This is a genomic window from Bdellovibrio bacteriovorus (assembly GCF_048286975.1).
In the GTDB taxonomy this organism is placed as follows: domain Bacteria; phylum Bdellovibrionota; class Bdellovibrionia; order Bdellovibrionales; family Bdellovibrionaceae; genus Bdellovibrio; species Bdellovibrio bacteriovorus_H.
Window position 1 is genome coordinate 25,053 of the sequence record NZ_JBLVRT010000005.1, and the last position, 17,848, is coordinate 42,900.

A 17,848-nucleotide genomic window follows, 5' to 3' on the forward strand; every position below is an offset into this window, starting at 1 on the left:
CACCTTCCATTGACAGAATTGCGGTGTTTTTGTCAAAATTGCAGGATGGCAACTCAATCGAAGGAAGAAATCTATTTTGCGGTCTGTAACGCTATCCTGAAGATGGAAGTGGCCAAAGGCCATTTGCAATGGACCCTGTCCGATATCTCCAGAGAGTCCAATGTCACCCGGTCCCTGATTTACTACTATTTCGGGAAGGAGAAAGACAAGGTTCTGGAAGAGGCCTATAAATTCGTCATCTCTCATATCTTCAATATGGAGCGCACCAAGACCGTGGGCATCCGTGAGCGTCTGCGCGACGTTTTGCGGGATGTGAAAAATATGCCCTATCTGTTCGTTCTTTATTATCTGGAGAAAAACGCCGGGACCCAGTTCGGCAAGATGATCAACGAGGCCGAGGCTTTGTTGATGAAAGCGATGAAAATCGAGTTCCCAACTTTAAGTGAAGTCCAGATTCTGGAGATCTATCTGAAGGAACTTGGCGCCATCGCGTTCCAGCTGCCGCCGGAACGGGTCGATGACCTGTTTGCTGATTACATCAAAAAGAACTAATCCTCTGCCAGCGCTTTCGGCGTAAAGCGCGCGGCCGTCAAGCCCTGATCGATCTTCACCTGGGACAGGCCGATGACCGTGGCTCTTTTATTCTGCACATTTTTGATACTGATTTTGGAAGCACGCATCTTATTGCCTGCGACCTTTTTATATCCCGTGAAATCCAGGGTTTTAAGAAGCTTTCCCTGTTTGTCGTAACATTCCACCTTCACCGGCACATAATCTGTGGCGGATACATAGCTGATGATTTTGGAATAAGACGGGGAGGTCGTGTTCACGTCGGATTCAACGATCAAATATTTCTTCCCGCCGATTTCGGCTTCTTTTTTGATTACATTTTGCACGCCCTGATCTCGATTGAAATCAAAGTCTTCGGTTGAAAGCTCTGACCCCAGAATCCCGCCTTGACCGGATTCCCCGGTCAGACGGCGTGTTTGCTTGGTGGAAGGAAGGTAAATCCATTTGTCTTCCTGCTCGCCCTTCAGTGTGGCCAGCAAAGCTGTGCCCTTTAGGTCCTGGGGTTTTTGCATGCGCACCAGAAGGTAGTGTTCCTTTTTTTGCGGGCTGAAGCGCCAGATTTTCATTTCGCGGTCCTTGCTGGAACCATCGGCTTCGATGATTTTCATCTTCACTACGAACTGCTCATCCCGGGAACGCAGGCGCTGACTCATTTCCTCGCCCAGTTTTTCTGTTGTCGGGGGCTGGGCGTGGGTGGGAACGGGGGCCATTGCCACAAGTATTGTCAAAAGTATCATTGCGGTTGTTGCCATGACTTTCTCCTTTTTCCACGGTACGGGAGCCAGCAGCCAAGGGCAACTTTTCAACAGAGTTGGAAGAAGAATCAAATCTCCCACCAGTCCAGCGAGCATTGACAGTATCATATAGAAGCCAAAGATCCTGTTCATGGCAAAGTATGAAGCCATAAAGACCGAGAAGCCCGCCAGCAGAATCAGGCTTGATATCAGACAAGGGTTTCCTTCACGCCACAAGGTGCGCTCGATTTCCAGTTCTTTGCTGCTGGATTTTTTCTGCATGTATTTAAGACGTTCCAGCAGATAAACCGTATTGTTGAATGCCAGTCCCAGCGCAATCGAGAAAATAATCGCAATGCTTGGTTTGATCGGAGTTTCAGAAATGGCAAGGAATCCCAGCAGGGCTGCCGGTGGCACCAGGTTCGGAATACAAGCCACAATCGCCCAGCGAACAGATCTGAAAACAAAGACCAGCACCAAAGCAATGGCGATCATCGAATGCCAGAAGCCAAAGATCAGTTCCCTGGATAGTTCGTTATTTAGATGATGAATGGTGGATCCCATGCCAGTCACGTCCACCTTCATCTGCGGGAATGCGGTCTGGGCTTTTTCGCGAATCTGTTCAACCACACTCTGCAATTGGTTTGAAGGAAGATCAAATGTGCGAACAGAAATGCGGGTATTGGAAGAATCCGTCGTCAGGAAATTCTTAAGAGGACTTGCGCTGCTTAAGGAGTACAGGAAAAAGATCTCTGCAGTGGATGAGCGACTGGCGGGCAGGCGGGAATGGTGAAGATTTGCCGCCGCCACCAGATCTGGAAGTCCCACGACGCTTCCCACGCCTTCAATACTGCGCAGTTCAACCAGCAGTTGATCCAGACGCGCCAGCAGTTGAGGTTCATTCCAGGAATCTGCTGGCCCGCGAACTTCAATATCCACCGGGATCATTCCTCCCAGTTCCCGATCGATGGTTTCAGTCGACAGACGCACCTGATGGTTGGCGGGTAAATCATCAAATAACCTTGCTGACCAGCTGAGTCCCTGGCCTTTGATGGCCAAGGCAGAACACACCAGGATAATTAAAAAGGCCCAGATGCCAGAGCGTCGGAACAGGTAAAGGCCCCAGCGTGCCTTCGCCCACGCCCAGTCGCGCGCTTTTGGACCCGGCATAAAATAAAGCATCGGGAACAGCAGCAATGTGGTGACAACCCAGCCAATGATAATCGCGCCCGCAGCCGTCAAGCCGTAGTCCCGAATCAGTGGAACTTTGGTCACCAGCAGACTTAAAAAACCAATCATGGTGGTGGTGGAGGCAAAGAAGTTCGTTCCAAAGAGTGCCTTGAAGGTATAAATGACCCGTTCCTGATGAGTCAGGAAGGGCTGGCTCTTTTGTTCTTCGGCGTACCTTAAAAGAGTATGAATGACCAGCGAGACCACATCCACGGTGGTCAGGATGGGAATGGTGCTGGAAAGAACAGAGAACGGATAGCCCGCAATGGCCATAGCTGCCAGAACCAGAATGTTGGCACAAAGAATGATCACAAAAGAAATAATCAAAGGCGACCAGTTGGCAAACACCAGACCCAGCACCAGGAAACAGGCAATAAAACCCAGAACAACAAAGTTGCGGATCTCCGTGGTCAGCAGGGCCCCCACGTCGGTTTGCACGGCCGGGGTGCCGCCGATTTCAACGTGAGCAAATGGCACCGAAGCTGAGGCGGTGACCGCCAGATTCTGGCGAAGATGCTGCAGTTCCTTGGTGTTCATTGATTTGATGTTCACAATGACTGAAGCCGTCCGTGCGTCTTCGGAAATAAGTGTTGGCGAAATCAGCGGATTGGCAAGAGTTTCTCTTTTCCAGTTTTTCTCCGGCAGGTTTTGCAGCAATGGACCTACGCTCAGTCCCTCTTTGCTGTTTACGGCACCTTGGACGGTAGCCAGACTTAGCGTGCCTTTCACGCCAGGAAAATTCGCCAGCAGATCCGTGAGGTTTTTCAGACTTTCAATCTTGTCTTTGGCAAACCAGGTTTCACCATCATCCTTTACTTTGGCCGTGATGATAAAGGGCTGTGCTTCAGAAAGCTGGAACACCTGCTTGGTGTGTTCGTCCCGCTGTAAAAGCGGGTTATCAGTGGGAAGGAACTGCTTCAAACTGTACTGAGTTTGTAAATTCGGAAGCGCGAACAGACTAAGGATGGTGGCGAAAAAAACAAAAAGAAGAGTAGAAATGCAGACTGTTTTGACGGAAACTTTTGAAAATAATTTGGCGATTGTCGTATTTATCATTGGAATGTCTTCTTTCGATTCTGCTTAAAAAAGTTCCTTTAGATTTTTCAGTTGAAGCCGTAACTTAGAAACATGATGTCTGACATGATGAGGAAACGAAGTTCTATGATGACAACAAAACTATCGGCCACGCTACTCACATTCTTAATAACTGTACCCGCACTTTCCAGAACTGTTGTGGAATCAGAGTTCGAATTGAAACTACCTAGACAATTTCAACAAAGTTTAATTGAAGAAAAGTGGAAAACACTCACGACTCGCGAGTTCGCTGCAAACTGGCGATTTCCTGATCAGCAGGTTGTAAGTCAGGATATCCCCGTCGACATCAAGGGAATCTCAATCGATATCAAAACCCGCCTTGAAAAGCCCTCCCTAAGCGGTTCTCAGAGCGCTCTGGAACTTTCCTCCAAAGGTCTGGTGGCGGAGCTGAAGATTGCAGAGGTCGTGGTGGACCATGTGGTCGAGCGCAACGTCGGTGGCATTATCGGACGCTTCCGCGTGCAGGCACAATGCAAGGACATTGTTCTGAATCTGAAATCCGGCCAAGGTCAGTTTGCAATGAAAGTGACTCCGAATGTGGGAAGCACCCAAGCTGGTGCCAATGTCGACTCCGTGTCTTTGTCCTGGCTTCCGGGTGCCTGGGTGGTGGCAGGGAATGTCCAATGCTCTGGTGCTGAAGGCTTCTCTGATATCTTAATGAATGAAGTGACCAAGATCACCAATGACTCAGCCAGTTTCGTTGAGCCGCAGAAAGAACTTATTAAAAGCTATGTGCAGAAATACCTGGAAGGTGTAAGTTTTGATTTCTCAGGCAGTCGCAAGCTGGTTGTGGCCCGTCCTGATATTGAAGTCACAATGTCTGTGAAGGATTTCCAGGATTTGGGTACGGAAGGACTTCTGGCTAAAGGAACCTTGGAAGTGGCATTTACGCGTGTCGCTGAAGATTCCCGCAAGGTCTTGAAATTGGCTGAGGAGGCTGCAGCGAATTCAAGCCTGGCCTCTTTGCGTCTGCCCAAGGACTTTATCAATGTGGTGCTCAGTGAGGCCTATAAAGGCAACACGTGGTTGCATCAGATCAGTTCCAATAAGCTTCCGGGGTTTTCCACGATCATGGGATCTCGCTTTGTGCAGCTGTTTATCTGGCCGGAACTGATGAATTACTCCAAGTCGGCGAAGTTCATGTTTGATCTTTATTCAGACAAGGATGTGCAAATCACAGGAAACGGCCTGCAGTATTCGGTGAAGGCTTCCATGTATGCGAAAATGCAGGCACCAAAATCCGGATCCTATGTTCCGTTTATGAATTTCACTTTGCCATTCACATCCAAGGTGACTTTGAATCTGGATGACGGGAAGGTGCAGACAAAATTTGTGAATCCAACACTGGGGATGACGGGGGTGTATGACCCGGCTTATATTTCCCGGTACAGTCCATCCCGTCGCTTTAAGTCCTCGACGATCCGGGATCGTATTATTGATTCTCTGTGGGGGCAGTCGGTCAGTATGACCTTGCCGGAGATTCCGGTGGCGGAAGGTTTGTCTTTGCAGGTGAATAAACTGCTGACGACGGAATCCTCTGACTTGGTTTTGCAACTGACACCGTAAATCTTAGAAAGAACGACTGAGCGACAACGAATAAGAATCGTTCTTTCCATAAACTCCTAAGGGCGTTTCGGCGGATCCCTGAATAAGGTCTGCCGTCGCTGTCACCACCCAGGCATCAAAGAAACGACGGCTCAGGCTGTATTGTTGATAAGTACTGCCATGGATGCTGTCGTAAAGACCCAGCAGATTAAAACCCCAGACCTCTTTCCAAGTCAGACGTCCACCGGCCATGTAGGCGCTGCGAAAAATTTCCGTGATGGAAAGATTCGAGTCGTTTTTCTTTTCTGTGTTCACAAATGAATACTGAAGAATGCCGATCAATAGGCCGCTTTCCCCTAAGGTGAAGGTCTTTTCCAGTCCCAGCACATTTTCATTGGTCCACTTCTGCAAGGCCGGATTGTCTTCGAGGCTTTGCGTGTAGCTGCCAACGGCCTTAAAAAGCATGTTCCATTGGTTCATCACAAAAGAAAGTCCGCCCTGGCGAATGCGATAATTGTAGGTGTTTAGCAGAACATCCGGATCCACATCGATCACCGTTTTGGGGGAAACCTGCACAATGGTTCCGGTCACGACAGGTTCTACAAAAGGAAATCCCGCAGCCCCTTCAAAGCCAGTCAAAGCCACATCGATGAAGTCACCCCGCCGCTGCAGGCGGAAGGCATAGTTATTGTCCAAAGCATTGCCCAGATTTCTTCGGGATGAATAGTCATAACGAAGATTGTCGGGAAGATTCAGCACCAGATCATTGTCGGCGGTCTGGGGCACAAATATTTCCCGCGGCAACCAGCGGCTTTCAGTTCCGGGCAAAGTCGAGCCGCGATTTTGCGGGATGTACACCAGTTCCAGCTCCCAGCTTCCTATGCTTTGGGAATATAAAAGCGACAGCGCCCCCAGCTTTCGGCTGCGCAAAGGATCGAAATACTGCTTCGAATTCACGATGTCCACCGGGTTGTAGCCATCGGTCACCCCCCATGTGAAAAGATTGTATCCCGCCTGCAGGGAAGCACTTTCGGTTTGATAGCGGATGTAGGCTTCCGATGGATCAAAGAAATAGCGTTCTTCTTCAGAGTTGTTGTTCGGAGTGGCGACAAAGACCGGACGGACGAAGAAGCGCCAGGACTCCAGATACTTCCAGCGATAGACCGGTATCAGCTCCAGGTCATAAAGTTCCGAGTTGGTGTCTTCGCCGTATTCTTCAGGGTACGCAGTGGCTTCAAGCTTTGAATCCAAATGCAGACTCCACTCTGTTTTGCGGGCTGCAAAAACAGAGCAGGGCAGGATGATAATGACAAGAATGGGAAGCAGCCACGACATTTCTGATAGATCATCATAGGGTCGGACTTTTTTCTATTTAAAGAGCTTTGATAGATGGCAGTTTAGACCATGGCAAACTTGCGCACGTATTCAATGATCGAGCTTTTGAATTCTTCCGGTAAGCCGACAAAACGAAGACCTGCATAACCGTCATTTCCAACATAAACGACTTCACAAGTCGTGTTGATCGTCACGAACAGGTTTGGGCTGGTCAAAGTTCCTTTAAAGCGTTCACCAATTTGCAGGTTCTGCGCATCGTTGACTCCCAGGCCGCCTTCGCTGATGGAAATCACACGGCAGCTGAACTCACCCTTGGGGCTTTCGCAAGCCAGTGTGCCCACCATCGGGACACGCGGGTGTGATCGACGACTGATGCCAAGATCATCGACTATACGGGGAATGGAATAGATTTCTTTCCATACGTTGGAGTTGTCAGAACAAACATCGACAGCGGAAAAGTCCGTCATGCCCTTTAGAAACGCAATCAGAGCCGAGTACTTCATCGGAGGGCGGTCTTTGCCTTCCACGCGGACTTTCCAAAGTCCTTCAGATTCGTTGGCAGCAATCGCCACCTGATTTGAATCCTTCAAGGACTGACGCCACTTGATCGGAGTCATCCATTCGCTCTGGCCGCGACCCCAGATCTGGGCTTCTTTGGCGGAGGCCACACGGGATTCCACTTCCTGTATATCGAAAGGGCCGTTGACCTGACCGTCGGTAAGCACGAACCAGTTTTTAGGATTCACGATGAAGCTCCTCGCAGTTGAGTCTTGTGTTTTATTACAGCGAAAGGTATATGACTTTGTCTAGGAGAATTACTCATGAAATATATCATCGCCGGTACAGACCGTCCCGATTCCAACACACTTAAAGTTTCCAAAATCATCCAGGGGATCTACAAAGATCTGGGTGAGGCCGTTGAAATCATCGATCTGAAAGAATTGAAACAGCACCTTCATGATGACATTCACTACGGAAAGCCTTCCGAGGCTTTGCAGCCATATTTGGGAAAGGTTCTTGCCAGCGATGGTTTGATTGTGGTGTGTCCTGAGTACAATGGCTCTATGCCGGGCATTCTGAAGTACTTCATTGATCACTTGAAGTTCCCAGAGTCCTTCGAATATCGTCCGGTTTGTTTCGTGGGTTTGGGTGCGATGTTTGGAGCACTTCGTCCGGTGGAACATCTGCAAGGGGTTTTCGGATACCGTAATGCCTTTATTTTCCCGGAGCGCGTCTTTATGATGAACGTCTTTAAGATCATCAATGCCGAAGGGCAGTTGACGGACGAGTTGATGAAGTCCCTGTTGGTGAAGCAAGCCAAAGGATTCCAGAAGTTCGCAGAGGCTTTGAAAGCCTATAAACTGGATGCGAACTCGTTTATTGAGAGTAAGAAGTCGACGTAGGTTGTCGGCTGGCGATCAATCTGTCATGAACGCGGCCCTCAAAATAGATCAATCCTAAGATCAAGAGGGCTGCCAAAAACCATTTCGAACGAAAAAGCGCATTCCGTGCCATAGATCTATGGTCTCAAAAAGCCCAAAATAAAGGCAACTGAACTTCCTGTAATGTAGTCGGTACGCGTCAATTTTTCATGGGGATTGCTGACATCATAATGCAATTTCACTAGACTAAAACCTTGTTTCGCCAACTTAGACGGGGTTTTTGGTATCGAAAATTCAGGCCATCACAAAAATAATTCCAATGTTTTAATGCTCGCCTTAGGCGCCCTTGGTGTGGTGTTCGGAGATATCGGAACAAGCCCCTTGTACGCAATGAAAGAGTGTTTCGGTCACTATGGTTTGGCAGCAACGCCAGAGAATGTGATTGGGATTTTGTCTTTGATCTTCTGGACACTGATCCTTGCTATCAGTGTCAAGTACATGGCTTTTGTCTTAAGAGCAGACAATAAGGGCGAAGGAGGAATTCTTTCTCTGATGGCTCTGGCCGTACGCAGTCAGCATTCCAAAGATGTTTCTCGGCGCCGCTGGACCATGACTATCATTGGTCTTTTTGGAGCCGCACTTTTATACGGTGATGGCATCATCACTCCGGCGATCTCGGTGCTTTCTGCAATGGAAGGTCTGACGTTGGTTGCGCCACAGTTCGGTCCTTACGTTATTCCTCTGACTATTTTTGTGATGAATGCGCTGTTCTTGATGCAGAAATACGGTACGGCACGTATTGGTGTTGTCTTTGGGCCGATTCTTCTGATCTGGTTCACAGTGCTGGGGCTGTTGGGTATTCGTGGTATGGCGGAAAATCTGCATATCTTTGAAGCTTTGCTGCCACATCATGGGATCGAATTTTTAATTAACAATGGAATGGCCGGATTCCTGGTGTTGGGCTCTGTGTTCCTGGTTGTGACCGGTGGTGAAGCTCTTTATGCGGATATGGGTCACTTCGGTAAGCGTCCGATCCGTCTGGCTTGGTTCTTTGTAGCTTTGCCTGCGCTGGTTTTGAATTATTTCGGGCAAGGGGCTTTGCTGCTGAATAATCCTGAAGCCGTTTCAAATCCATTCTATATGCTTGCGCCTAAGTGGGCTTTGTTGCCGATGGTAATATTGTCGACGATGGCGACTGTGATTGCTTCCCAGGCCTTGATTACTGGGGTTTTCTCGATCACTCGTCAGGCGATCCAGTTGGGCTTCTGTCCGCGCGTGAATATCGTTCATACTTCCAGTCAGGAAATCGGACAGATTTATGTTCCGATCGTGAATTGGGCTATGTTCATCGGCGTTATCTGGCTGGTGTTGACGTTTAAAACCTCCAGTAATCTGGCAGCGGCCTACGGTATTGCCGTTACCGGCGCAACATTGATCACCACGATTCTGGCCTTCGAAGTGGCCCGTCAGAAATGGAAGTGGAGTCTTTTGAAGGCTTCGGCCATCTTTGGCAGCTTCCTGATCATGGATCTGGCCTTCTTTGGCGCCAACGTGCATAAGATTCCGCATGGAGGTTGGGTGCCTCTGATGATTGGTGCGATCATTTATCTGTTGATGACGACCTGGCAGAAGGGACGTCAGATTCTGTTCCGCCGTCTTAAGGAACGCTCGATGCCGATTGAGGACTTCTGTCAGAAGCTTCTGCGTGAACCGCCACTTCGTGCACCGGGCACGGCGATTTACATGGCCGGTGACCCTTGGGGGGTCCCAGCGCCATTGCTTCATAACATGAAACATAACAAGGTTCTGCATCAGCGTGTGGCGATCCTGACGATCCAAACCAAAGAAGTACCGTTTGTTTCCAAGCGTGATCGGATTTCCATTCAGGAAGTGATTCCCAATATCTATCGTATTATTGCAAACTACGGCTTTATGGAAATCCCCAAGATGAAACATATTCTTGAGGCTTGCCGTCAGCGTGACATCAACTTCAACGTGAATGAAACAACTTTTGTGCTGGGTCGTGAAACCATCATTGCAGAAAAAGGTCCAAATCGTCCGGGAGAAACCGGCATGGCGCACTGGCGTGAACGTCTGTTTGCGATCATGTCCAAAAATGCCCAGCGACCGACAGCGTTCTTCCGCATCCCGCCGAATCAGGTGATTGAAGTGGGCATCCAGGTCGAGATCTAATCGTCATGGAGCAGGCGAACCACCTGCTCCCGGGCATTCATGCCATCCTTATAGCCAATTTGAATCAAATCCGCCGAATAGGATTTTTCAAACAGCAGAAAACTGGCGATCTCGCTGGCTTCCTGCAGTGTGCCCAGGCCGCGAAGCAGATATCGGATCATCGGCGGCAGGTTCTCGGTTTTCATTGAAGCCACTTCGCCCAGGTCCACCGATGGGGAAATCCACAGGTATTTCACCGGCTTTACCGATACATTTTCAAGCTCACTGGCAGAAATTTTCTGCAGATTTATATTAATCCTTTCCAGGCGTTCGATGTCGGCCTCCAGACCATCCATCATGACTGTGTTCAGAATCACGCTGACAACCCGGGCGATGGACGGGGCTTCGTGAGTGTTTACGTGTCTGGAGGCGAAGCAGACGTCCTGCTTCTTGCGCACCCCTATGGCGATCAGCTTGCGGGCGCCCATATAGATCGCCGGGGCGCAAGGGGATTGGTTGCGAATGCTGCCATCTCCAAAAAACCGTCCATCCACCGTGGTCGGTGGAAACAATAAGGGGATCGAGGCCGAGGCTATCACGTGATCTGCGGTGATCTTGCCAGCGATACCCACTTTGCGCACGCGGGTCCATGTGGGGGTTTTTTCTTCCCCTTGAATGAACGTGACCGTCGACGTGGTAAAATAATCCAAAGCAGAAATAGCCACCGCCCGGAATCTTTTCGCGTCGATGTTTTTTTGAATGTTGTTGAAGTCACAATTTTTTCGGATCAATTCATGCAGCGGTTTTGTTTCCAGCAAAGAACGATGCGGGGATGATTTTTTCATTCCCCCCAGTGACAGATCCAGCAGCCATTGAATGCCGCCTTTGGATAAAGAAAAAATGTCACTGACATAAACCTGCTCGGCACTGATGCCAGTCCAGAGTTCCGTGAGTTTGGCTGTTGCATTGCCGATGTGGCAGTTGTCGGCCGTGGTTAAGAAAGCGGTGTTGATGGCGCCGGCGCTGACGCCGGTGTAATAGGAAAAAGGATAAGCAATCCCTTCCTGGCGGCTGATCTCAGCCAGGGCATTGATGACTCCTGCTTGGTAGGCTCCGCGTGCGCCGCCACCGGATAGAACAAGACCGAGGGATGACAAGGGGCCCCCTTTCTTTTGTGACTTAGATTTTAAGAGACAAAGGGAGGCGCGGACAGACGTTTTCTGGACTTGCAGAAAAATACAGATAAGCGATACTGAACACGAACAAGGCCACAGTAATCTTAATTCGGTTGCTGGTCCCATTGAAGGGAAACCTGCCTTGTAAAAGGGAGTCAGTTCGACTCCCTTTCTATTTGATACGGCTTACAAAATCCCGAAAAAATTCAGAAGTTAAATCCAATTGAAAAAGAACTGAAAACGAAAACTGTGGCTTTCTCTGGTTATTAAGGAGTGCTTTGAATGTGAAGTGCCCCGAAAGTCCTGACGATTGGATTTAGGGAGGGGATTTCTTTTCTGTGTTGATCTCTGTTACATTATGCGGGAAAGTTTTGATGGTTAACAGTGAAGCTAAACAACGGGAATTGCGAAGGAGAAAATGCAAATGTTTAAAACTGTTTTGGCTGCGTTCGTATTGGTAGTGGCTGCTCATGCACAAGCGGCTGATGTTTATAAAATTGATACTAAAGCCAGCTCTGTGGCATGGAAAGGCACCAAAAAAATGGGCGACGCCCACAATGGTGGTATTTCCGTGAAAGAGGGCGAAGTGACGGTTGATAAAGGTCAGTTGACTGGTGGTAATGTGGTTGTTGACATGACTACGATCACAAACGCTGACGTGAAAGATGCCGGCTACAACAAGAAGCTTGTAGGTCATTTGTCCACTGAAGATTTCTTCAACGCAGGCAAGTTCCCAACGTCCACTTTCAAAATCACTTCCGTGGCTCCATCCAAAAACAAAGGTGAAGTTATTGTAAAAGGTGATTTCACTATGATCGGTGGCACACACCCGATCGAGTTCCCTGCAAAAGTGACTGTTGATAAAGGTGTTGCAACTGGTGAAGCTGTTGTGAAAATCGACCGCACCAAATGGGGTCTGAAATACGGCTCTGGCAACTTCTTCAAAGAACTTGCTGGTGACAAAATCATCAATGATGAGTTCGAACTGACTTTGAAACTTGTTGCGAAAAAATAGTTTTCTTTAACAAAGACAAACTTAAAAGGCATCACGAAACCCGTGATGCCTTTTTTTATTAGTTGAATACGAACTGACCTTCTTCGGGTCTTTGAAGCGTGATTTTTTCTCCGCGCATTTCCTGCACACTGGCTTCAATGGTTTCACACATTTGATTCAAAGCCAGGTCGTTGTCCTCTGTGCCAAAAGGCTCTTCGATTTGATTCACAATCGCATCCAGGGCCATAAAGGTATAAGCCACAAAGGTGCAGATCGCCGGTGTCATCCAGCCGATGCTGTCCATCAGCCCAAATGGCAAAAGGACACAGTAAATATAAACCGTGCGATGCAAGAGCACAGCATAAGGATAAGGAATCGGGGTGTTGGCGATGCGCTCGCATCCCCCCAGAATGTCAGACATGTCGTTTAGATTCTTGTCAAACATCCCGGCTGTGATGCTGTCAATACGCCCGGCCGTCTTTTGATCCTGAATCCATTGGCCCAAGTGCCGTAACAGCACTGCGGGTTTGTATTCGGCATTGGAAATCTCGGAGGCCAGTTCCGGAGTCAGTCGCTTCAGATCAGCCGCTGCGTTGGTCTTGCGCAGCTGGTGCTTGGTGCAATAAGCAAAAGCGATGATCAGCTGAAGAAACCGGCGACTTTCGGCATGATTGGCTTCAAGTCCGGTAAAAGTCAGCGCCTGGCGGGAAAGAGATCTGGAAACATTCAGCAGGGATCCCCACAGTTTTCGCCCCTCCCAGAAGCGGTCATAGGCAGCCGAGTTGCGAAACCCCAGAAAGATCGCCAGCGCAATCCCCATCAGGGTGAACGGTGTGGGGTTCAGGGAAACTTTGACAGAGAAAAACACGCCATGGAAATAAATAACCAGCGCTGAAAGAAAGAAGATAAAAATCAGGCGAGGCAGAATCTCGGGCAGAACCGAGCCCTTCCACACCAGCAGCATTTTAAACCAATTGTATTTGGGCCGAATGACCATGTGAACACCTCGATAAAATAAGCCTAGGCCTCCAGGGAATGTCTGTCAAAGAGCTGGGCGACAAGGGGCGCAAAGTGTTCGAACCGGGGTGGAGTGTTCGATTCTGAGACGCGTTTCAGAGTGAGAATAAGGAAAGATTTCCGGGGGTTCGGCGTTTGCGTCTGTTGGCGAAGGCTTTGCAATTTCAAAGTTCGACGTCCATCGAACAAGGAGTGGCTTATGAAGAAAACCAAGATGATCTTTGCAGTTTTGCTTGCAGGCAGCCTGATGACCGCGTGTGCGAAGAAGGACTCTGAGTTTGCCGCCCGCTATGCGAAAAACAAAATGGGTGCAAGTGTTGTCGATGGCGCAAAAACCCAGGAGGCCGGTGAGCAGGCGGCAGCCCAGGGGCTGGAAGCTGACATCGTGGGAGTCAAAAGATACTGGACACCGCAAGGGCAGCCAGGTCCCCGCGTGGTCATGGCGACCATTCTGATCAATAACACGGAGTTCCCGGTGACCAGTCATCACTACAGCACCGAGATTGTGGATGGCAGTGTGGATGTGAATGGATACAACGTCCGTTATCACGCCATGTGCGGAAATGACGAGTGCAATCCTTATTATGCGGCGATGGAAGTCTATCAGAATGGGCGCATCGTGATTCAGGAAGGCATTCGCATTTACTTTGATAAGACCAAACCCGAGCATCAGGATCTTTACCAGTGGCTTTCACCGGGTAATGAGTTGCCTTTGCTGGGCTCAAACCAGGCAGATCCTCGCGGCATGGTGGGGTACCTGAATCAGGCCGTCACGGGCGGCAGCTCTTCCAGTCTGATTAAGTAAGAATTCAAATAACAGACTATTTTAAGGAGGAGTCCTGCAAGGTGCTCTTCCTTTTTTCTTTTTGGATTTCCAGATCCAGCAGTTCGGACAGAAAGTTATGGCGACTCTTCACCTGACTGTCGATCTTGGCCAGGTGGGTGGCGAGGTTGTTAAACAGCCGTTCGATTTCGGAATCGTTTTCCAGTCGACCTTCCTCTTCTTTGATCTCCTCAATCAGTCGCTCCACGATAAAGAGAGCTCCATTGAGGTTGACTCCGACATCATGCAAAAAAGCCCGTTCGCGGCTGAGTTCCTGAGCATCGGCCATAAGAACCTCCTTCATATTAGTATTGGAAGGTCTGATGAGGGCGGCAACTTGTAGGTTTACATGGGCCAAAGTGGCACTGAATTTTCTTCATGTGCTTCTGTCATTTGAACAGGTTGAAAGTGTAATGATACAAAAGGATACCACCTCAAATTGGCAAAAATGTCCTCAAATCGAATTTAAGTGGGGATGGCGCAACGATTTTTTAAAAATCCGTCAAGATTTGCTTTGCCGCTCGACCAAAGTCATGGCACCTTACTTGCTTATTGGCCTATGTGGCTCCAAATTGGGACCATTTTTGGCAAAAAGGATCTGGGGGATAATCCGGGGTCCGAACGAGATGATTGAAAATTAAACGTCGAAAGACGGAAAAGAAACATAATTAACCATTATTGAAAGGGAAAACAGTGAAAACACAAATTTTGATGTCACTGATTTTGGCGGGGTCTATGGTTGCGGTTTCTGCTCAGGCAGAAGAACAAAACCAAAATGCAAACACTAGCACTGTAAAAGTGTCTGATGTTCAAAAGTCTGAAGAGAAAAAAGAAGACATTGACCAGGAGATCACGAATGCTCGTATGCGTTCTGAGCTTGGTTCCAAGTCTCAGTGGTCTTTCAAATCCAGCCTTGGTTACAACGGCGGCTCTTTGCAAAAACCTTTCGATTCTATCCGTCCTAACTACCGCGCTTCTGCGACAATCGAGTCTTTGACTGCTTTGTCCGGTAACGTAGGTGTTAACTACCGTGTATCCAAAGGTGGTAACCTTTCTTTCGGTACTGGTGTAGTTATCATGGCTCCACTTGAAGGCGACATCACTAAGGATTTCCAAGATCCACGCGCTTCCAGAAAAGGTGCTGATGTAAAACGTACTCAAGTTTCCACTCCATACATGGACTACAGCCACGGTTACCGTGCAATGGACATGCAGATGATCTCCAGCGTGACTTACTCTCACTACACTGAAGAAGATCAAACTGATTACTACAACCTGATGGGCAACCTGTCTGTAAGCCAAACTGTGCTTGCTGACTTCGGTGATTCCAAATGGCAGGGTGGTTTGTCTTTGTCTCTAGATAAAGACATCGCTAAAGGTTCTTTCAACGTTCCAGGCGATTTGCGTTATGACTACGGCGTGGGCTTGTTCCCATTTGCTGAGTACGCTTTCAACGACGACTACTCTTTCAGAACAGTATTTGGTTACTTCCAATTTGCTAAGTACGAAGACAGCGGCGATTTGATCCAAATGGAACCATACCAGTCTGTTGGTGTTGGTATCTCCGTTACTCGTGACATCTACGTTTATCCAAACGTACAGTTCACTCCTAAAGATGTTCGCGCTGACAGAACAAACGTAGCAGTTTCTGCTAACTTGAACTTGTTCTAATTCCCGACGGAAATTAGGAAAACGAAAAGGCTGCCCTCTGGGGTGGCCTTTTTTATTTCTTAAACATAAAGACGTTCATGCTGAATGTTTCGGAAAATAAAAAACCCGCTTTTGTGAGCGGGTTTTGTTTTTTTAATTTATAACTGAGCGGTGACTGAAGGAAGCAGCGGAAGCGGGTCAATCGGTCCGCGGTCCTTTCTGACTTCGAAGTGCAGGTGAACCCCGGTAGCGCGTCCTGTGCGGCCCATGGCGCCGACAACTTCGCCCTGGCGGACCTTCTGGCCTTCAGAGACCAGGATCTTGTCAAAGTGGGCATACAGCGTTGCCCAACCGTTGCCAGACTCGATCAGAACCATTTTTCCATATCCACGGAACTCACGACCCGCATAGATCACTGTGCCGGCCTGGGAGGCCAAAATAGGCGTTCCTTTAGGTGCTGCCAGGTCAATGCCCAGGTGCGGACGGCGCTTATTGGGTAAGAACCCACGGGTCATGCGCGCGCGATCCACAGGCCAATCAAAAGTCAAAGACTGTTCGATACGGGGGCTGTGATCTGAAGCGGCCACACGGGCGCTATTACCGCCATTGGGTGCCAGATATTCGCGTGAAAGGGGGGTGTGAAAAGTCGTACAGGAACCCAAAGTTCCCAACGTGGCAATGCATCCTGCAATTTTAACGAGCTGATTCCATCCTGGTGTCATGGATTGAGTATACGACATAAGCCCTTGGATCCAAAGAATTTTTTGACCAAAGACCAGCTTAAAATAAAGGCATTTTCACTGCTTAAAGCCATAAAAAAAGCCCTCAGATTTCTGAGGGCTTCGTAACACTTTGTCAGTTTGGGACGTACTTAGTAAATCGGGAACTGCTTGCAAAGCTCTTTTACTTCTTCATGCACGCGGTTTTTCACCGCAGCATCTTCAGCATTATTCAGAACTTGGCCGATCCATTTCGCAATTTGCTTCATTTCTGAAGGACCCATTCCACGCGTGGTCAATGCCGGAGTTCCGATACGAACACCACTTGTGACAAATGGAGAGCGCTTTTCGTTTGGCACAGTGTTTTTATTCACAGTGATACCAGCTTCATCCAAAGAATTTTCAGCCAGCTTACCGGTGATTTCACGATCGCTCAGGTCCACCAGGATCAAGTGGTTGTCAGTGCCGCCAGTCACAAGCTTGAAGCCTGCAGACAAAAGTTCTTCTGCCAGAACTTTTGCATTGCTGACAACCTTGCCGGAGTAGTCTTTAAACTCTGGTTTAAGAGCTTCGCCGAAGGCCACAGCCTTGCCGGCAATCACGTGCTCCAACGGTCCACCCTGGATGCCAGGGAAGATGCGGGAGTTCATGGTCTTGGCTTTTTCTTCTGAGTTCGTCAGGATCATACCGCCGCGAGGACCGCGCAAAGTTTTGTGTGTGGTCGTGGTGATGTAATCGGCATATGGAACCGGGGACGGGTGATGGCCCGTCGCCACAAGACCTGCAAAGTGCGCCATGTCCACCAGCAGTTGAGCGCCGACTTCATCTGCGATCTCTTTGAACTTTGCAAAGTCCAAGGTGCGCGGGTAAGCACTGTAGCCTGCGATGATCAGTTTCGGCTGAACCTCTTTTGCTGTGGCGCGGATTGTATCATAATTCAAACGACCTGTTTCCGGATCCAGCTTGTACGAAGCTGCTTTGAACAGCATCCCGCTGAAGTTCACCGGAGACCCGTGAGTCAGGTGCCCACCGTGAGAAAGATCCATGCCCAAGATAGTTTCGCCCGCTTTGCAGGCTGCCAGGTAAACACCCATGTTGGCCTGGGATCCAGAGTGTGGCTGGACGTTGGCATACTGAACGCCGAAAAGTTTCTTTGCTCTTTCAATTGCCAGAGATTCGACGGTGTCCACATTCACGCAACCGCCATAGTAGCGTTTGCCTGGATAGCCTTCAGCATACTTGTTTGTCAGGATAGAACCTTGTGCTTCCATCACAGCTTTGGAGGTGTAGTTTTCAGAAGCGATCATTTCCAGGCCGAACTGCTGACGTTCAGATTCTTTGTTGATGGCTGCCAGAATTTCCGGATCCACTTGGGCTAAGCTGAGTGAAGTTGAATGCATAGACGGA

General features: G+C 48.9%; 15 protein-coding genes. 7 read left to right on the top strand and 8 right to left on the bottom strand.

Features of this window, described 5'->3' with window-relative positions:
- Positions 1 to 45 precede the first annotated feature (45 nt).
- Entirely contained in the window at positions 46 to 552 is a 507-nt protein-coding gene (locus ACNQKP_RS14445) for a TetR/AcrR family transcriptional regulator (protein ID WP_417865458.1), read from the top strand.
- Here the strand turns inward: ACNQKP_RS14445 and ACNQKP_RS14450 are convergent.
- Positions 549 to 3,455: an outer membrane lipoprotein-sorting protein gene (locus tag ACNQKP_RS14450; protein ID WP_417865460.1), complete on the bottom strand. Its 2,907-nt coding sequence runs from the start codon at positions 3,453 to 3,455 to the stop codon at positions 549 to 551. The two genes, ACNQKP_RS14445 and ACNQKP_RS14450, sit on opposite strands and share 4 nt — an antisense overlap.
- Positions 3,456 to 3,785: 330 nt before the next feature.
- Between ACNQKP_RS14450 and ACNQKP_RS14455 the strand changes: the two genes are divergently transcribed.
- Positions 3,786 to 5,195, top strand: a complete 1,410-nt coding sequence (locus ACNQKP_RS14455) for a hypothetical protein (protein ID WP_417865461.1) — start codon at positions 3,786 to 3,788, stop codon at positions 5,193 to 5,195.
- 3 nt (positions 5,196 to 5,198) lie between these two features.
- On the opposite strand, the gene ACNQKP_RS14460 is transcribed toward ACNQKP_RS14455, so the two are convergent.
- A complete protein-coding gene (locus ACNQKP_RS14460; protein ID WP_417865463.1) occupies positions 5,199 to 6,509 on the bottom strand; it encodes a hypothetical protein in 1,311 nt (436 codons plus the stop codon).
- Between the two features lie 62 nt (positions 6,510 to 6,571).
- Positions 6,572 to 7,255: a PilZ domain-containing protein gene (locus tag ACNQKP_RS14465; protein ID WP_417865465.1), complete on the bottom strand. Its 684-nt coding sequence runs from the start codon at positions 7,253 to 7,255 to the stop codon at positions 6,572 to 6,574.
- 75 nt (positions 7,256 to 7,330) lie between these two features.
- Here ACNQKP_RS14465 and ACNQKP_RS14470 point away from each other — a divergent pair, with 75 nt between their 5' ends.
- The gene (locus ACNQKP_RS14470; protein ID WP_417865467.1) at positions 7,331 to 7,912 is read left to right on the top strand and encodes an NADPH-dependent FMN reductase; all 582 of its coding nucleotides are present in this window, start codon (positions 7,331 to 7,333) and stop codon (positions 7,910 to 7,912) included.
- A gap of 306 nt (positions 7,913 to 8,218) precedes the next feature.
- Positions 8,219 to 10,084: a potassium transporter Kup gene (locus ACNQKP_RS14475; protein WP_417865469.1), complete on the top strand. Its 1,866-nt coding sequence runs from the start codon at positions 8,219 to 8,221 to the stop codon at positions 10,082 to 10,084.
- On the opposite strand, the gene ACNQKP_RS14480 is transcribed toward ACNQKP_RS14475, so the two are convergent.
- Positions 10,081 to 11,220: a patatin-like phospholipase family protein gene (locus tag ACNQKP_RS14480; protein WP_417865471.1), complete on the bottom strand. Its 1,140-nt coding sequence runs from the start codon at positions 11,218 to 11,220 to the stop codon at positions 10,081 to 10,083. The two genes, ACNQKP_RS14475 and ACNQKP_RS14480, sit on opposite strands and share 4 nt — an antisense overlap.
- A gap of 442 nt (positions 11,221 to 11,662) precedes the next feature.
- Between ACNQKP_RS14480 and ACNQKP_RS14485 the strand changes: the two genes are divergently transcribed.
- Entirely contained in the window at positions 11,663 to 12,253 is a 591-nt protein-coding gene (locus ACNQKP_RS14485; RefSeq protein WP_417865473.1) for a YceI family protein, read from the top strand.
- Between the two features lie 58 nt (positions 12,254 to 12,311).
- Here the strand turns inward: ACNQKP_RS14485 and ACNQKP_RS14490 are convergent, their stop codons facing one another.
- Positions 12,312 to 13,229, bottom strand: coding sequence for a bestrophin family protein (locus ACNQKP_RS14490; RefSeq protein WP_417865475.1), 918 nt, complete (start codon positions 13,227 to 13,229; stop codon positions 12,312 to 12,314).
- Positions 13,230 to 13,448: 219 nt separating this feature from the next.
- Between ACNQKP_RS14490 and ACNQKP_RS14495 the strand changes: the two genes are divergently transcribed.
- Positions 13,449 to 14,054, top strand: a complete 606-nt coding sequence (locus ACNQKP_RS14495; RefSeq protein ID WP_417865477.1) for a hypothetical protein — start codon at positions 13,449 to 13,451, stop codon at positions 14,052 to 14,054.
- 16 nt (positions 14,055 to 14,070) lie between these two features.
- On the opposite strand, the gene ACNQKP_RS14500 is transcribed toward ACNQKP_RS14495, so the two are convergent.
- Positions 14,071 to 14,361: a hypothetical protein gene (locus ACNQKP_RS14500; RefSeq protein WP_417865479.1), complete on the bottom strand. Its 291-nt coding sequence runs from the start codon at positions 14,359 to 14,361 to the stop codon at positions 14,071 to 14,073.
- Between the two features lie 404 nt (positions 14,362 to 14,765).
- Between ACNQKP_RS14500 and ACNQKP_RS14505 the strand changes: the two genes are divergently transcribed.
- A complete protein-coding gene (locus tag ACNQKP_RS14505) occupies positions 14,766 to 15,743 on the top strand; it encodes a hypothetical protein (RefSeq protein WP_417865481.1) in 978 nt (325 codons plus the stop codon).
- A gap of 137 nt (positions 15,744 to 15,880) precedes the next feature.
- Here ACNQKP_RS14505 and ACNQKP_RS14510 read toward each other — a convergent pair whose 3' ends face one another.
- Together ACNQKP_RS14510 and glyA are read right to left on the bottom strand one after the other, a co-directional pair.
- A complete protein-coding gene (locus ACNQKP_RS14510; RefSeq protein WP_417865483.1) occupies positions 15,881 to 16,444 on the bottom strand; it encodes a M23 family metallopeptidase in 564 nt (187 codons plus the stop codon).
- A gap of 149 nt (positions 16,445 to 16,593) precedes the next feature.
- Positions 16,594 to 17,841, bottom strand: coding sequence for a serine hydroxymethyltransferase (gene glyA, locus ACNQKP_RS14515; RefSeq protein ID WP_417865485.1), 1,248 nt, complete (start codon positions 17,839 to 17,841; stop codon positions 16,594 to 16,596).
- Between the last annotated feature and the right edge of the window lie 7 nt (positions 17,842 to 17,848).

Excerpts from the sequence above, each read along its gene's own strand:
- ACNQKP_RS14490 (WP_417865475.1), bottom strand. The coding sequence starts at position 13,229 with ATGGTCATTCGGCCCAAATACAATTGGTTTAAAATGCTGCTGGTGTGG.
- ACNQKP_RS14470 (WP_417865467.1), top strand. The coding sequence starts at position 7,331 with ATGAAATATATCATCGCCGGTACAGACCGTCCCGATTCCAACACACTT.
- ACNQKP_RS14460 (WP_417865463.1), bottom strand. The coding sequence starts at position 6,509 with ATGTCGTGGCTGCTTCCCATTCTTGTCATTATCATCCTGCCCTGCTCT.
- ACNQKP_RS14485 (WP_417865473.1), top strand. The coding sequence starts at position 11,663 with ATGTTTAAAACTGTTTTGGCTGCGTTCGTATTGGTAGTGGCTGCTCAT.
- ACNQKP_RS14510 (WP_417865483.1), bottom strand. The coding sequence starts at position 16,444 with ATGACACCAGGATGGAATCAGCTCGTTAAAATTGCAGGATGCATTGCC.
- ACNQKP_RS14500 (WP_417865479.1), bottom strand. The coding sequence starts at position 14,361 with ATGGCCGATGCTCAGGAACTCAGCCGCGAACGGGCTTTTTTGCATGAT.
- ACNQKP_RS14475 (WP_417865469.1), top strand. The coding sequence starts at position 8,219 with ATGCTCGCCTTAGGCGCCCTTGGTGTGGTGTTCGGAGATATCGGAACA.
- ACNQKP_RS14495 (WP_417865477.1), top strand. The coding sequence starts at position 13,449 with ATGAAGAAAACCAAGATGATCTTTGCAGTTTTGCTTGCAGGCAGCCTG.
- glyA (WP_417865485.1), bottom strand. The coding sequence starts at position 17,841 with ATGCATTCAACTTCACTCAGCTTAGCCCAAGTGGATCCGGAAATTCTG.
- ACNQKP_RS14445 (WP_417865458.1), top strand. The coding sequence starts at position 46 with ATGGCAACTCAATCGAAGGAAGAAATCTATTTTGCGGTCTGTAACGCT.